This window comes from Sedimentibacter acidaminivorans (assembly GCF_017873955.1).
In the GTDB taxonomy this organism is placed as follows: Bacteria; Bacillota; Clostridia; order Tissierellales; family Sedimentibacteraceae; genus Sedimentibacter; species Sedimentibacter acidaminivorans.
In genome coordinates this window covers 171,265-185,271 of sequence record NZ_JAGGKS010000004.1, presented here as the reverse complement: position 1 = coordinate 185,271, position 14,007 = coordinate 171,265, and the positions used below count along the sequence as shown (strand labels likewise).

General features: G+C 28.7%; 15 protein-coding genes. 13 read left to right on the top strand and 2 right to left on the bottom strand.

Annotated elements, in window-relative coordinates:
- The first annotated feature begins 4 nt into the window (after window positions 1–4).
- The 12 genes from J2Z76_RS08265 to J2Z76_RS08210 are packed head-to-tail and all read left to right on the top strand — an operon-like array spanning window position 5 to window position 9,932.
- Window positions 5–928, top strand: a complete 924-nt coding sequence (locus J2Z76_RS08265) for a molybdopterin-dependent oxidoreductase (protein WP_245210382.1) — start codon at window positions 5–7, stop codon at window positions 926–928.
- A 19-nt stretch (window positions 929–947) separates the two neighbouring features.
- Entirely contained in the window at window positions 948–2,540 is a 1,593-nt protein-coding gene (locus J2Z76_RS08260; RefSeq protein ID WP_209511565.1) for an FMN-binding protein, read from the top strand.
- Complete coding sequence (locus tag J2Z76_RS08255; protein WP_209511564.1) at window positions 2,521–3,774, top strand: 4Fe-4S binding protein; 1,254 nt, start codon at window positions 2,521–2,523, stop codon at window positions 3,772–3,774. Before J2Z76_RS08260 ends, J2Z76_RS08255 begins: the two co-directional genes overlap by 20 nt.
- A gap of 19 nt (window positions 3,775–3,793) precedes the next feature.
- Window positions 3,794–4,294 (top strand): hypothetical protein, encoded by a 501-nt coding sequence (locus tag J2Z76_RS08250; RefSeq protein WP_209511563.1) that lies wholly within the window; start codon window positions 3,794–3,796, stop codon window positions 4,292–4,294.
- A 37-nt stretch (window positions 4,295–4,331) separates the two neighbouring features.
- Window positions 4,332–4,886: an ECF transporter S component gene (locus J2Z76_RS08245; RefSeq protein WP_209511562.1), complete on the top strand. Its 555-nt coding sequence runs from the start codon at window positions 4,332–4,334 to the stop codon at window positions 4,884–4,886.
- 12 nt (window positions 4,887–4,898) lie between these two features.
- Window positions 4,899–5,960, top strand: a complete 1,062-nt coding sequence (locus J2Z76_RS08240) for an alkaline phosphatase family protein (protein WP_209511561.1) — start codon at window positions 4,899–4,901, stop codon at window positions 5,958–5,960.
- A 1-nt stretch (window position 5,961) separates the two neighbouring features.
- Window positions 5,962–6,483, top strand: a complete 522-nt coding sequence (locus tag J2Z76_RS08235; protein WP_209511560.1) for a molybdopterin-dependent oxidoreductase — start codon at window positions 5,962–5,964, stop codon at window positions 6,481–6,483.
- Window positions 6,480–7,127 carry an ABC transporter ATP-binding protein gene (locus tag J2Z76_RS08230; protein ID WP_209511559.1) on the top strand — a complete coding sequence of 216 codons (648 nt, stop codon included), beginning with the start codon at window positions 6,480–6,482 and terminating at the stop codon, window positions 7,125–7,127. Before J2Z76_RS08235 ends, J2Z76_RS08230 begins: the two co-directional genes overlap by 4 nt.
- A 15-nt stretch (window positions 7,128–7,142) precedes the next feature.
- Window positions 7,143–7,826, top strand: coding sequence for an energy-coupling factor ABC transporter ATP-binding protein (locus J2Z76_RS08225; RefSeq protein ID WP_209511558.1), 684 nt, complete (start codon window positions 7,143–7,145; stop codon window positions 7,824–7,826).
- Window positions 7,810–8,547, top strand: a complete 738-nt coding sequence (locus J2Z76_RS08220; RefSeq protein WP_342455032.1) for an energy-coupling factor transporter transmembrane component T family protein — start codon at window positions 7,810–7,812, stop codon at window positions 8,545–8,547. Before J2Z76_RS08225 ends, J2Z76_RS08220 begins: the two co-directional genes overlap by 17 nt.
- Before the next feature lie 36 nt (window positions 8,548–8,583).
- The gene (gene mobB, locus J2Z76_RS08215; RefSeq protein WP_209511557.1) at window positions 8,584–9,330 is read left to right on the top strand and encodes a molybdopterin-guanine dinucleotide biosynthesis protein B; all 747 of its coding nucleotides are present in this window, start codon (window positions 8,584–8,586) and stop codon (window positions 9,328–9,330) included.
- Complete coding sequence (locus J2Z76_RS08210; RefSeq protein WP_209511556.1) at window positions 9,315–9,932, top strand: RIO1 family regulatory kinase/ATPase domain-containing protein; 618 nt, start codon at window positions 9,315–9,317, stop codon at window positions 9,930–9,932. The genes mobB and J2Z76_RS08210 overlap by 16 nt, the downstream gene beginning before the upstream one ends.
- A 68-nt stretch (window positions 9,933–10,000) precedes the next feature.
- Here J2Z76_RS08210 and J2Z76_RS08205 read toward each other — a convergent pair whose 3' ends face one another.
- Window positions 10,001–10,762, bottom strand: a complete 762-nt coding sequence (locus J2Z76_RS08205) for an SDR family NAD(P)-dependent oxidoreductase (protein WP_209511555.1) — start codon at window positions 10,760–10,762, stop codon at window positions 10,001–10,003.
- Window positions 10,763–11,027: 265 nt separating this feature from the next.
- Between J2Z76_RS08205 and J2Z76_RS08200 the strand changes: the two genes are divergently transcribed.
- The gene (locus tag J2Z76_RS08200; protein WP_209511554.1) at window positions 11,028–12,038 is read left to right on the top strand and encodes a hypothetical protein; all 1,011 of its coding nucleotides are present in this window, start codon (window positions 11,028–11,030) and stop codon (window positions 12,036–12,038) included.
- 51 nt (window positions 12,039–12,089) lie between these two features.
- Here J2Z76_RS08200 and htpG read toward each other — a convergent pair whose 3' ends face one another.
- The gene (gene htpG / locus J2Z76_RS08195) at window positions 12,090–13,931 is read right to left on the bottom strand and encodes a molecular chaperone HtpG (RefSeq protein ID WP_209511553.1); all 1,842 of its coding nucleotides are present in this window, start codon (window positions 13,929–13,931) and stop codon (window positions 12,090–12,092) included.
- Window positions 13,932–14,007 lie beyond the last annotated feature (76 nt).

Here is a 14,007-nt window from a genome sequence, read left to right as displayed (position 1 = left end):
AAATATGAATATATTAAATAAACTAGCTGTTATATTTTTAATAACTTTAATTGTAATTTCAGGGTGTGCCCCTAAAAATAATGTTGAAACTTTAGAAGTTCCTAATGCTTCAGAAGAAAATACAACTAATGAGGAAAAAGAATTAGAATCAGCAAATGAAATTCAAATGGGCAAATTAAACCAAGCAGAAACAGAAAAGGAAATAACAGATGATACCTTAAAGACAGATGAAAAAAAGCAAGAAGATGAAGCAATTGAAAATAGTGAAGTTGATAAAAACATAGAATCTAAGATACAACAAACAACAAGTGATACAAATAGCGTTGAAAACAACATAACAGAAGAAATAGTAAGTACAAATAACAATGAAAAAGATAATATTATAAACCAAGAAATAAATCAGGAAGAACAAGATTTAAAAACAAACGAAGAAGATGAAGGCATAACAAAAGATGATAAAGATGAGAAACAAAATAATGATGTCTCATTTAGTGTTGAAGGTAATGTAAAAAATGAAATACAATTATCTGTAAAAGATTTAAAATCAATGGATGATATAATTTTCGAAGCAGATTTTTTTGCTTTAAATAGCTTTGGTACAAAAGCATATTTTCATTTTAAAGGTGCAAAGCTTTGGAATTTATTAGAGCAAAAGGCTGAAATATCTGAAGATGCAACAAGTGTAACTATTCAAGCAGAAGATGGCTATAAAATGGTGTTTACTTTAGAACAAGTAAAAAAACAGGATTATATAGATGAACAAAATGAAAACATGCTTTATCCTATGATAATTGCATGGGAAGAAAATAATGTAGAATACGATGATTCAGAAGGTGCCCCATTTAAATTAGTGGTAGGACAAAAGGAAGCAGGAGATGTAAATAAACCTCAGTGGGTTTCAAATATAAGTAAAATAATTATAGAATAAAAAAATATAGAGGTATGCTATGAAAAATAAGAAAGTTTACTTAGGTTTAATTATAATTATAGTGGCTGTTATTGGAGTTTTGTTTTTTTTCAATGATGAAGGAAAACAAGAAAAATTGCAGGTAAAAGCATTTTATCCGAATGCGAAGGAAATAAAGCTCATAAAAAACACAAGTGACAATTTGTTTATATCTCTAAATTTTCCCGCTGTTAAAAGAGCCTATGAAGTAGACGGGAAAATATCAGCATATATCGTTAGTAGCGTAGGATATAATGGTCCAATAGAGTTATTAGCAGCAATGGATATTGACAAGGATACATTGAAGGGAATAAAAATACTTTCACATGTAGAAGCTTTAGATTATGCTGAACATATTGAAAGTGATTGGTTTTTAGAGAGATTTATAAATATGGGTTTAAATAAATATTTAAATCTAGTTGTATTAGACAAAGAAAAACCTGAGGATATAATACAAGTCACAGGAGCAACTGTTAGTTCCCAAGCAGTTGTAAATGGTGTTAATTCTGCAATTGGAGCATATCAATATCTTAATAATAATGTGGAAATGGAAAAAGTTTCAGATGTTGTTTCACAAGAAATGTGGCAAAAGGATGAAAACAGTTTTTCTATTAATTGGGAAGGTGGAACAGTTAGGTTAAATTCAGATGATCTTAAAGAATACGAACAAATTGAAGAAGATGTAATTTTAATTAATACCACTGGTACAAAAACAAATATGCATGTGCAAGGTCCAACTCTTAGTGAAGTTCTACAAAAAGAAGGAATAGAATTAGGTGATTATCAAGGAATTGGGATAAACGGTAGAGATGGATATTACACAATGGTGGATAAGGAAAAACTTGATGCAAATCAAGTAATTCTTGGGTGGAAATTTGATGGTAAGGAAATTAAGAAGGATGAGAAACCTATAAGAGTTGTTATTCCAAACGAAATGGGTCCATATTGGGTTAAGATGGTTTCCAATATAGATTTATATTTAGAAGTTTCTCCAAAACAAATAAATAAAGTATATATGTTTGATGCGTTGACAAGAGATATCGAACCGTATTATTATGAATATTATGGAAGCAAAGACAAATCTATAGAAGTAGGTAAAATTCTTAATAAATTTGATTCAGTTGATTTAAAAGGTTTTTTTACTATGGTTTCAGAAGATGGATTAATTAAAAACGAAACTATATCTTTGGTTAGACAAAGGTATTTTATAAAAGTTGAAGGTGAAAATGCTCCTATGAATATAGCACCAAACTTTAAGCTTGGTATGAATGTAAAAAAAATGAGCCATTTTTCTACAACAAAGGACGCCGTAATTTTCCCTGATAAAATGAAAGAAGTAGTAAGAACCAAAGATATCAATGGATCAGAAGGTTTGCTATTAGAGGATGTTCTGTTGACAGCTGGGATGAGATGGGATGATAATAGTAAATTTACAGCAGTTAATCTAGATGGAGTAAAGAGTGTACTTTCTTTAGATGAATTGTTAAAATGCTATATAATAAATAACAACAATCAAGTAATATTGTTTAATGGCACTGAGGAAGTGTTAAAAGATTTATTGAGGATTGAGTGTAATGAAGCTAAAACTTCGTAATGTTATTCAAATTACAATAACGCTAGCAGTAATTGCAATTTGTTTTATATATTATTTGTATATAAGAGATATTATAAGCATGAAAATTTTATCTGTAGGTGATATGAATCCATATGGAGGTTGGAGTGCTTTAAAATCAGCGTTTATAGATATATCCTACCGATTTCGGGGAATAAGCAAAAGTATTGCTTTGACAATTGCCATCTTAAGTACATCTCTATTGATGGGTAGATTTTTCTGCGGATACATTTGTCCAATTGGTGCGTTGCAGGATTTTTTTAAGTATATAGGTAAAAAATTAAATATTAAAGAAATTCATTTGGGCAGAAGCAGACATTTTAATCCTGAAATTATTAAATACTTAATACTAATTTTTGTATTAGTGTTAAGTATCTTAAAAATGGGTATGGTTGTATCAGTTTATTCACCTTGGATAGCTTATTTGAATATTTTTATGGGATTTAAATTTATCAGGGGTACTTGGATATTATTTCTTATTATAATTTTATCACTATTTGTAAAGCGGATTTTTTGTAGATTCTTTTGCCCTCTTGGCGCAGTACAAGCATTATTTTATGCAATTGGCCCATTGAAGATAGTTAGTAGTACAGGTTGCAAAGAATGTAATAAGTGTATAAGCGATTGTCCTGTGAATATAGATAATGCAGAATATGTTGAAAAAACAGGAAATACATCGAATTTTAAAAATATAAATCAAACAAAAAATATTAACAATATTAAAGATATAGAAATATCGCCAGAGTGCATAAATTGTTTAGAATGCACAAATTCAAAGTGTTTCAAAGGAGGGGAAGGGTACACAATAAAATTTGCAGGTAAAACAATTAAAAGCATATCATATGTAATAATAAGTATGATTATATTACTTGGAATTTATTTTATTTTACCCATTGTACCATTAAGTAGAAATAACAATATAATAGAACAAATAGGTACAATTGAAAATGGGACATACATTGGAGAGAGTATGGGTTTTGGCGGTAAAATAATTATTGAGATATATGTAAGCGACAATAAAATAAATAAAATATTTGTAGACAAACATAGTGAAACTTCGGGATATTATGAGGAAGTATTTAAAATTATTTCCAGGGAAATAGTCGAAGAACAGAATATTAAAGTAGATTCTGTCAGTGGTGCAACTGTATCTAGTAGGGGTATGATTAATGCAGTTAGAGATGCTGTGAGCAAAGGTATTGATAGAAATAAATAAAGTACAGGTGGTATTAAAAATGAAATTAACTCTTTTAAAAAATAAGAGATTAATTGTAACAATATTTATTATGATTATATTTATTACTTCATGTACAAACAATGAAAATAAAACATTTTTATTAGAAATTCAAGATGGTACTACTTTTTATAGTGTTGGACAAGGTCATATCCTTGATTTAGATTCTGTGATAGAATTTCCTTCGGTTATTAGGAGTAGTGGAAATAAACCAGTTGAAACCAAATTTACAGGAATAGAGCTGACAAAGTTGTTTGATTCATTAAATATTAATTTATCTGGTAAAAGTAAAATCACTTTCAATGCATTAGATGGATATATGGTTGTATTGGACATAGAAGAAATTTATGAACCTAAAAATGTTTATTTAGTTTTAAAAAGAGATGGTGAATATTTAAAATCACAAAAGCAAGGTGGAAGTGGACCTTATCAAATTGTTATAAGGCGTGATCCTTTTAGCCAGCGTTGGTGCAAACATGTGGGTGAAATAATCATAGAATAATCTTATAATTAATCAATAAATTTATAAAGGAAAAAATATGTATAAGAAAAAAACATTACTATATAACTTTTCAGTTTTTAATTTAACTATTATAGCCATTGTTTCAGCTTTAGGAGTAGCAACTAAACCAATAGTAGTACCATTGGTACATATTATTACAGGTCCATTGTTTATACCAGGCGGTGCTATAGCAGGCGGCTTTTATATGCTGTGGATTGTCATAGGAGCAGGTTTGGTTAAAAAATTTGGTACAGGACTACTTATTGGCATAGTGCAAGCGATATTGGTAATTGCTACTGGCGCTATGGGGTCTCATGGAATTATGTCAATTGTATCATATACATTACCAGGTTTTTGTGTTGACCTAGTGTTTATGCTTGCTAAAAATAAAAATTACAATATTTTGCATTATGTTTTTGGATGTATGTTTGCTAATATATTAGGAACATTTATATCTAACATAATGTTCTTTAGACTTCCTGGTCTAGCTGTTATGATTATGTTATCAAGTGCTGCTTTTTCTGGTGCTGTTGGAGGAATCATAGCTAGCAGTATTATTAATAGTTTAGAAAAAATGAATATAAATATATAGAGGGACATACGTATGAATAAAAATATGAAAATTATTGTTGCTGATCTTTTTATAATATTTGCTATTGTGATAGGATATCAAATATTTTTAAGTATGGGTTATAAAGAAACAATTGAAGATACAAATGTAAAACATAGTATAAATATATTTGATGATAATCGAAATTATTTACTAAACTATGAGCCTCAAATTGAAAAGGACATTTTGCTAAAATCCATTGTTAGTGATGTTTCAATTGGAAATATAACTGTAATTAAAGCAGATGGAGAATCTTTCAAGATGACCTCGGATGTGTTTATAGGTAAAAATAAAGATGGAGTATATTGTGCTACCATAGATAAAAAAAATATTATAGAAAATATTGTGGGTATTTATTTATCAGATAATTATAAAAGCATTACATATGTTTATTATCACATTAAAAATTATATAGATAATGATAAAAAGCTTATGGTAGTTTTGTTAGATGGGTTTGGATACAATGAGTATAAATTAGCAAAAGAAAAAGATTATATACCATTTTTAAGTCAGTATTATAAGCATACAGCTCTTAGCGTTTATACTCCAGTTACTAATGCTGGATATGCAGCCATGATTACAGGTCAAACACCTAATATAAATGGTGTTCACGATAGGAGTGTGCGTGAAATGAATGTAAATAGTATATTTGCATATGCTCTAGAAAAAGGGGAAAAAGCGATATTGTTAGAAAGTGATATAAAAATCCTCAATACGGAAATAGAACCAATTCTACATTTAGATTTAAATAAGGATTCTGATACAGATGATGAGATGTTCAATAGCTGTCTAGATGCTGTAAGTGGTGATAATGATTTAATATTTATACATTTTCATGGAATAGATGATAGAGGTCATGCCTATGGTACTCAATCTGAGAAAACATTAAGCTACATAAATAAAGTAGATGGTTATATACAAAAACTAAGTGAAGTATGGGGTAAATCTATAATTTTAACAGCTGATCACGGTATGCATGATACAGAAGATGGTGGAAGTCATGGTGAGTGTAGGTCGGAAGATATGATAGTTCCATATTTTATAATAGGGGAATGATATGAATAAAAGAGTGTTTGTAGTTTCATTAGTGATAATAGTGTTATTTGTTATTATGATTGTTTCAATAAAACTGTCGCAACCGTCAATTCAAAAGCAAAAAGAAATTCTTGCAAATGCAGAAATAGTTTTAGTAGATGGAGATAATGAGGTAGTTGTTGGAATTAATGAAATTAACAATATCACAGTAGGAAATTTTAAGGCAGTTCTAGATACATCTACAACTGACCCAGTTGAACATAATTATACAGGAGCACAATTAAAAGATATCTTCAATAAATATAATATTGATTTATCTGATAGAAAAGCTGTAATATTAAGCGCAGTAGATGGATATTCTGTTGCATATTCAATAGAAGAGGTGCTATTAGATAAAAATGTCTATATTACCTATAAAAAAGATGGGAAGTTTTTAAAAAGCAGGAATGAAGGTGGAAGAGGGCCATATGAGTCTATAGTTGTATCTGATAAATTTAGCAATAGAAGATGTAAATGGCTAACTAAAATTGAGGTAATAAAATGAATGCAGTAGAATTAAATAAATTAAACTTTAAATATAAAAGTGTACAAAAAAGGACATTGGAAAATGTAAATTTAATTGTAAATCAAGGAGAGATACTTGCTATTTGCGGGGTGAGTGGATCTGGAAAAAGCACACTATGTAATTGTATATGTGGTTTGATCCCTAATGTATACGAAGGTGAATATAGTGGAGAGGTCAAAATATTTGGACAAGACATTAGCCTTATGTCAAGGGCAGAAATAGCTACAAATATAGGAATAATATTTCAAAATCCATCAACACAGCTTTTTTCACCAACTATTGAAGATGAACTAGCATTTGGACCAGAAAATCTTTGCGTGGATAGAAACGAAATAGCCATGAGAATAGATGAAATACTTAAAATAATAAATATGGAAGAATATAGATATGAAAATCCTAATTCATTATCAGGTGGACAACAGCAATTAATAGCAATAGCTTCTGTTTTAATGCTAAATCCTAAAATAATAATTTGTGATGAAATAATGTCTTGGATTGATGAAGGTGGTAAGGAAATCATCAAAAACTTGTTAATGAATTTAAAAAAACAAGGTAAGACAATAATCATTGTTGAACATGATATAGAAAACTTGAAAATAGCCGATAGGGTAATTAATATATAAAAACTGGTGGTATCCATGAATACTAATATTAAGAAAAATAATATTGAAATAAATGAAATTACATATAAATATCAAAAGGGAAGATGCGTATTTAATAACTTTTCATTACAACTGAATGTTAATGAATCAACTGTAATTACAGGGAAAAATGGATGCGGAAAAACAACGTTAACTAAACTTATAATGGGTATATTAAAGCCAAATAATGGTTATATTGAAATATTTGGACAAGAAACAAAAAAATTAACTCTTGGGCAAATAGGTGAAAAAATAGGATATGTATTTCAATATCCTGAAAGACAACTTTTTTCTACTTCTGTTATGGATGAATTAGTATTTCCACTTATACTTAAGGGTTATGATAAAGAAGAAGTAGATAAGCGAGCAGAAAAAATGCTTAAGCTGTTTGAATTAAACCAGGTTAAAAATTCTTACCCATTTTTTTTAAGTTATGGAGAAAAAAGAAGGCTTGCCATAGCATCTGTTTTAATGAATAAGCCTGAATATATTATATTAGATGAGCCTACAGCATCCTTAGATAGTGAAAGAGTAGAAATTTTATCTCAAGTAATGGATAAATTAAGGGCTGAAAAAATAGGTTTTTTAATAATAACTCACAATGATTATTTTATGGAAAGGCATGGAGATAGAATTATAAATATGGAGGAAGGGGAAATTATAAGTGATAAAAGATTATAAAATTGATCCTCGTCCAAAACTTGTCATAGTGCTATTATTATCTACTTTAGCTTTGATATATAATGAAATATCGATGCTTTTTATAATTTTGTTAATATCCCTTTCAGTTTCACTGCTAATCAAAAGTGATGTAGCTGTTGTGTTTTTTAAATTAAAAAAAGTATTTATTTTAATGGTTTTTATAGCAATAGCTCAGAGTATGTTTATAAAAATGGGACAGCCTATTTTAAAATTTCATAATATTGTGATTATTACAGATTACGGTATTAGGAGTGCCTTGCAATTTATTCTAAGGATAAGCATAATAGTTGTATCAGCTACAATAATTACAACATCTACTAGCAGAGAAATAGTACAGGGGTTAGTTCAGTGGAAATGTCCATATGAAATAGCATTCATGGTTTCGATTGCAATTAGATTTCTTCCAATTTTAAAAGAAGAAATGTCCGATATGATAATTGCAATACAACTTAGAGGAATAGATATAAAAAAAGTTAAACTTATAAAGAAAATAAAAATTTATAAATATATAATGCTTCCAATTGTAACTAATTCCATATTAAAAGCAAGAGAGTTGTCATTAGCTATGGAAATGAGAGGGTTTAGAGCATATTCAACTAGAACAAGCTATATGGTTTTAAAAATGAATAGACTAGACTATTTAATTATAGCTTCAAGTATAGTAGTTACTATTTTATTTATTTTAATTAAAGCAATGTAAAAATTAACTACAACTTTATAAATAAAGAGGTGTAAAATGAAAGGTTTTTCAGTAATAGGCACATCAAGTACAGGCAAGACCACAACTATAGAAAACATAATAAAAGAACTAGTAAAAAGAAATTATACAGTAGGTACTATAAAAGAAATTCATTTTGAAGAGTTTAAAATAGATGCAGATGGAACAAATACAAGCAGACATAAAGAAGCAGGATCTAGCTTAGTTACTGCAAGAGGTCACTATGAAACAGATATAATGTACCAACATAAATTAAGTGTAAATGAAATTTTGAAATTTTATGACCATGACTATGTTGTTATGGAAGGTGTTAGAGATACATCGGCACCAAAAATTGTAACAGCACATGATATAAAGGGTATAGAAGATAGAATTGATGAAACTACATTTGCAATTTCTGGACAAATATCGAATTCTATGACAGAATATAAAGGAATACCAGTTATAAATTCAATTACACATGTGGATAAATTAGTAGATTTAATAGAAGAAAAGGTATTTAAATTGTTACCTGATATGAAAGATGAATGCTGTCAAAAATGCGGACATACATGTAGAGAATTAAGCTCATTAATATTAGGAAAAAAAGCAAAAAGAAGTGAATGCTTATTGGATAATCAAGAGGTATCACTTAAAATAAATGGAAAAGAAATCAAAATGGTTCCCTTCGTACAACAAATATTACAAAATACAGTTGAAGCTGTAGCCAAAGAATTAGATGGATATTTTGAAAATGGAGACATAGAAATATGTATCAGAAGATAAAACTACTGAGTAAGAGAAATGATGTTTATAGAATTATAGATGGTGATAAAAAATATATTTCAAAAACATTTATGAATATATCCGATATGAGAAAAGAAGAAGATTTCTTAATTTTATTGAAAAATCAAAATATTAATGTTCCAAATATTATTTCTAAAGAAAATAATACACTAGAATTGGAAGACCTAGGAGATTTAACTTTACTAGATTGGTATGAGCAAATTGAAGTAGATAATTCATGTGATTACAAAAATATAATTATAAAATTGTGCATGTGGTTGAAAAAGTTCTATGATGTAACTTTTAACTATTACAAAAAACGAATTATTATTTCTGATGTAAATTTTAGAAATTTCATTATAAAAAATGGAGAAATATATGGAATTGACTTTGAACAATCATGCGAAGGTAAAATAGAATCTGATTTGGGAAAGCTAGTAGCATATGCCTTAACATACAATCCCATAATGACAGAATGGAAATTGAGATTTGCTGATGAACTAATCAACATGTTAGAAATAGAACTAAAAGTGAATAAAAAATTAATCATAGAAGAAAAAGAAAAAGAACTGAAAAAAATAATAGAACGTAGAAAACAATAACAGTGTCGAGACAATAATTAGAATCTAACGTAGGGGCGGGTTTATATACCCGCCCTTCTGAAGCTTATTTAATATAAAGTAGTACCGTGATCAACATATAAAATTTGGCCAGTAATTGCTCTTGAAGCATCACTAGCAAAAAATAAAATTGCTTCAGCTTGATCACTTGCCTGAGCTTCTGGAAGTTCAACATCTATATGTTTTGCACAGGCTGCTGCAAATTCTTGATTAAATTGCTTGAATTGTTCAGCCGCATTCAATGGAGTTGGTGTTGGCCCTGGTGCAACTGCGTTGCAACGAATTTCTGTAGGAGAATATTGAAGGGCTACATTTTTAGTCATACTGTTTACTGCTGCCTTAGCTGCACTGTAAGAAATACCTGCTACACCCTGACTGCCTATAGAAGATATGTTTACTATTGAGCCTTTTCCTTCCCTTTCCATATATTCTAATACATATTTTGTCATATAGAAAACAGAAAACTGATCAACCATGCACACATATTCATACCATTCTTCAGTGCAAAGATTTATAGGCATATGCTTGTCTGCAATACCAGCATTATTTACTAAGACATCTATGTGTCCATATTTTTTGATTGTTTCATCAACTATCTTTTTACAGTCATCTTTTTTAGAAACATCAGCCATAATAGCCATAATTTCTCCACCTTGAGATGTGATTTCATTTACTGTCTCATTATTTTTTTCAGAACGTCTTGATGCTATTACTACTTTAGCACCTTCTTTACAAAAAAGTTCAGCAGTTGCGCGTCCTATTCCTGAATTTCCACCTGTAATTATGGCAATTTTGCCTTCTAGTTTTTTCATTTTTTATACCTCCTATGGGATTCTAAATAAATTTTGATGTTAGTATGTAATATAAATTCTAGATTATCATTATAGCAAAAGTAAAATGGATTGTATAATGCTAATTTCGTATGGATAAATATCCATGTACATTATAGAAAAGTTAAGAATATTCTGCTATAATAATTAAGATGTTAAATTTAGTATTTTGAATTAAATATATTAACCTATTTTAATGATTATAATATAAATACTATTTTATATTAAAATAAAAAAGGAGATTCAAATGGACAATAGCCTAAGGATAAATAAACAAAATATCATTAAATTTCATCGTATAGGAAGTTTGATTATTTTAAGAGATTTTAATAACGTTATTAAATATATTGAAGATGAGTATTTTTCAAAAGAAGTATTTGAACATAAATACTATACTGCAGCTGATAATTTTGTATTTAGGATGGATATTACAGGATTAACTTATAGTAGTATTTATAAAATGGCTTGCAGGGACTTAGAGAAAGAAGATTTTGTTCAATACTTATTAGGATTAAAAATTATAATTGTAAAGTTAAAGGGAAATCAGCGTTATACATATTATGACAGAGATGATATTAAAGGGGTTTTGAATTATATAGAGGAGGAGTATTCACTATCAGGTTTAAATAAAGAGGAAAAAGATATCTTAGATATAGTTGATGATCAAACTATAAAGGATAAAATTGTTGGATTTGAGGAACTAAAATTTGAAACGTATGTTCAGGGTTCAACAATTTCTATATACAAGAGAGATAACGATATGAACGAAAAGTTTTACGAAGGGGAGCTTAAATCTGCAGTGAACAAAGGAATTATTTATCATTATATTGTGGAAGTTGATCATTATATAAATTTAGATATCAGTAGTACAGTTCATTATGATTGGGTTTTTCTTGCTAAACTTTTATCTCTTTATTATGCAACCGAGAAAAAACCTTGGTCCAGTGATATGACTAGGGATATGCTAAGAATATACTATGGCATAATGGGTTGTTGTGAATTACAAAAATTTGAAGAAATAATTTATCAGATTACAACAGTAAATTTAAAAATGGTAATTAAAAAAAATTCTAGGCAAATGTATCAAACTAAGTCAGAGGAAATAAGTGAAGTTATTAATTATTTGATAAATGTGTATTCCCTTCATATGGATGAAAGGTATATTGTTTATATAAAGGACTTCCTTGTAATTTTAGAGGGATTAGACCAACTGGAGAAAGTAAACACTGTAAAAGGATGGCTTGAAAGAATTTCATAAAACAAAAAACTACCTTTTATAATCTAGGTAGTTTTTTAAAATGGTGTTTTTTTACTTCTTTATTGTTCTAATGAGCAAATTTTCGCTTCTGTTGACGAAGCTTTCAATATCTTCGGGTTCTAAAGCCTGTTGGTTTAATAAAGCTAAATCAAACAGTTGATTAATAATAATATTCAGGAGATCTTCATTATCTGAGCAAAGGATAAATCTAACAATGTCATTATTCAGGTTTATGAGCAGAGTGCTTTTGGATTGAAGTTCTCTAGCTGTAAAATCTGTAGCATTAATTAAACCATAAATCTCCATCATATCTGCCAATCTTCTTGATTTTTCATCATTGATTATTAAAATGGATATACTTTCATGTTGAAGACTAGAGGCTTTTAATCTTATGTTTCCAAGCCTGCTGCCAAGAAACTTTTTTATCTTGTTCGTAACCACTTCTGCATTTTCTTTGTCTTCCTCCTTAATTTCTCCATTGAAAAGGGCTTCAATATTAGAATCAATTCTTATAAATTTCAGGGAAGGATTTATTACTTCATATTTTCGCATAAAAGGCTGGTCAATCACATGGTCAAACAAAAGTGCATTTAGACCGCAACGCTTGAAAATTCCTATATAGTATGATTGTTCAACAGCATCAGATGAATAATATACTTCCTTTGTTTCAGTGTTTTTACTTTTTTCGATATATTCATTGATAGTATAGTATTTTCCACTTAAATCCATAAATATAGCTTTTTTAGCCATAACAGATGCAAATATTTTGTCTTGAAGTATGCTGTATTTTACAAATGCATTGATATTTGGCCAATAAGCTTCATACTTATCTCTGTGCTGTTCAAACATATTATTAAGGTAAATAGTTACCTCTTGTGAAAGGCATTCATTTATAAGATCTACGATGTTTTCTTTAGAATTTTCTTCACGAATTGAGTTTCTTGATACTACAAGAGGAAGGTTATCACATTCAATAATTCCGTTTTGAAGATTTACGAATTTTGGTATGAGTTCGCTTATGTTTTCTCCTATGTATACTCCTTTACTGAAAACCTTTATTTTTCCATCTAATTCCTCTGTGTTGTTTTTTGTATTTCTGAAAAATAATATACCTTTTACGCCTATATCGACACTTTCAAATTTAAACCAGAATAAAGGATCAGATATGTCACTAAAGAACTCACGATAAAATGAATTCATTTCAACTTGATTTATTAGATTTTCATTTAACCTAAAAATTGGCTCAGTGATATTTACAAGTTGCTTTTGTATATTAGGAGCTTCAAAGTAAATTTCTGTTTTAGACAAAATGAAATATTTTTTTATTATATCAAATATGAGCGTTGGTTTTTTAAAATACGGGCTACTATCATTTAGATAAAGAATGACATCTGTGCCAGTTTCTGATTTGCACCCTTCCTTCATAGAGAAGGACATGTCTACAAGACAATCCCAACGTACAGCTTGTTCATTTTCTTGATAGGATTTTGTCTCAATGGCAACATGATCACTAATCATAAATGAAGAATAAAAACCAACTCCAAAATGACCAATTATTGTATCGTTTCCAGTTTGATTATTATTATTTATAAAATCTGTTGCTCCTGAAAAAGCAATTTGATTTATATATTTTTGAACTTCTTCCTCTGTCATTCCTATTCCATTATCGCTTATTATGAGACAGTTTTTATTAATATCTAATTTTACAGAAATATTACCTTTATATACTGTTGAACTTCTCTCTTTTTCTTTAATCTTTGATAATTTTTCTATAGCATCGCAAGCATTGGATATTAATTCACGAAAAACGATATCTTGTTCTGTGTATAGCCATTTTTTTAGTATGTTAAATACATTTCTACTTTCGATAGAAAGCATTCCTTTTTGATCCATATAATTTTACCTCGCTTTTTAGATTCTTTATCAACTATATTATTATAGCAAATAATACGACATAAATAAAACAAAG

Excerpts from the sequence above, each read along its gene's own strand:
- J2Z76_RS08265 (WP_245210382.1), top strand. The coding sequence starts at position 5 with ATGAATATATTAAATAAACTAGCTGTTATATTTTTAATAACTTTAATT.
- J2Z76_RS08260 (WP_209511565.1), top strand. The coding sequence starts at position 948 with ATGAAAAATAAGAAAGTTTACTTAGGTTTAATTATAATTATAGTGGCT.
- J2Z76_RS08255 (WP_209511564.1), top strand. The coding sequence starts at position 2,521 with ATGAAGCTAAAACTTCGTAATGTTATTCAAATTACAATAACGCTAGCA.
- J2Z76_RS08250 (WP_209511563.1), top strand. The coding sequence starts at position 3,794 with ATGAAATTAACTCTTTTAAAAAATAAGAGATTAATTGTAACAATATTT.
- J2Z76_RS08245 (WP_209511562.1), top strand. The coding sequence starts at position 4,332 with ATGTATAAGAAAAAAACATTACTATATAACTTTTCAGTTTTTAATTTA.
- J2Z76_RS08240 (WP_209511561.1), top strand. The coding sequence starts at position 4,899 with ATGAATAAAAATATGAAAATTATTGTTGCTGATCTTTTTATAATATTT.
- J2Z76_RS08235 (WP_209511560.1), top strand. The coding sequence starts at position 5,962 with ATGAATAAAAGAGTGTTTGTAGTTTCATTAGTGATAATAGTGTTATTT.
- J2Z76_RS08230 (WP_209511559.1), top strand. The coding sequence starts at position 6,480 with ATGAATGCAGTAGAATTAAATAAATTAAACTTTAAATATAAAAGTGTA.
- J2Z76_RS08225 (WP_209511558.1), top strand. The coding sequence starts at position 7,143 with ATGAATACTAATATTAAGAAAAATAATATTGAAATAAATGAAATTACA.
- mobB (WP_209511557.1), top strand. The coding sequence starts at position 8,584 with ATGAAAGGTTTTTCAGTAATAGGCACATCAAGTACAGGCAAGACCACA.
- J2Z76_RS08210 (WP_209511556.1), top strand. The coding sequence starts at position 9,315 with ATGTATCAGAAGATAAAACTACTGAGTAAGAGAAATGATGTTTATAGA.
- J2Z76_RS08205 (WP_209511555.1), bottom strand. The coding sequence starts at position 10,762 with ATGAAAAAACTAGAAGGCAAAATTGCCATAATTACAGGTGGAAATTCA.
- J2Z76_RS08200 (WP_209511554.1), top strand. The coding sequence starts at position 11,028 with ATGGACAATAGCCTAAGGATAAATAAACAAAATATCATTAAATTTCAT.
- htpG (WP_209511553.1), bottom strand. The coding sequence starts at position 13,931 with ATGGATCAAAAAGGAATGCTTTCTATCGAAAGTAGAAATGTATTTAAC.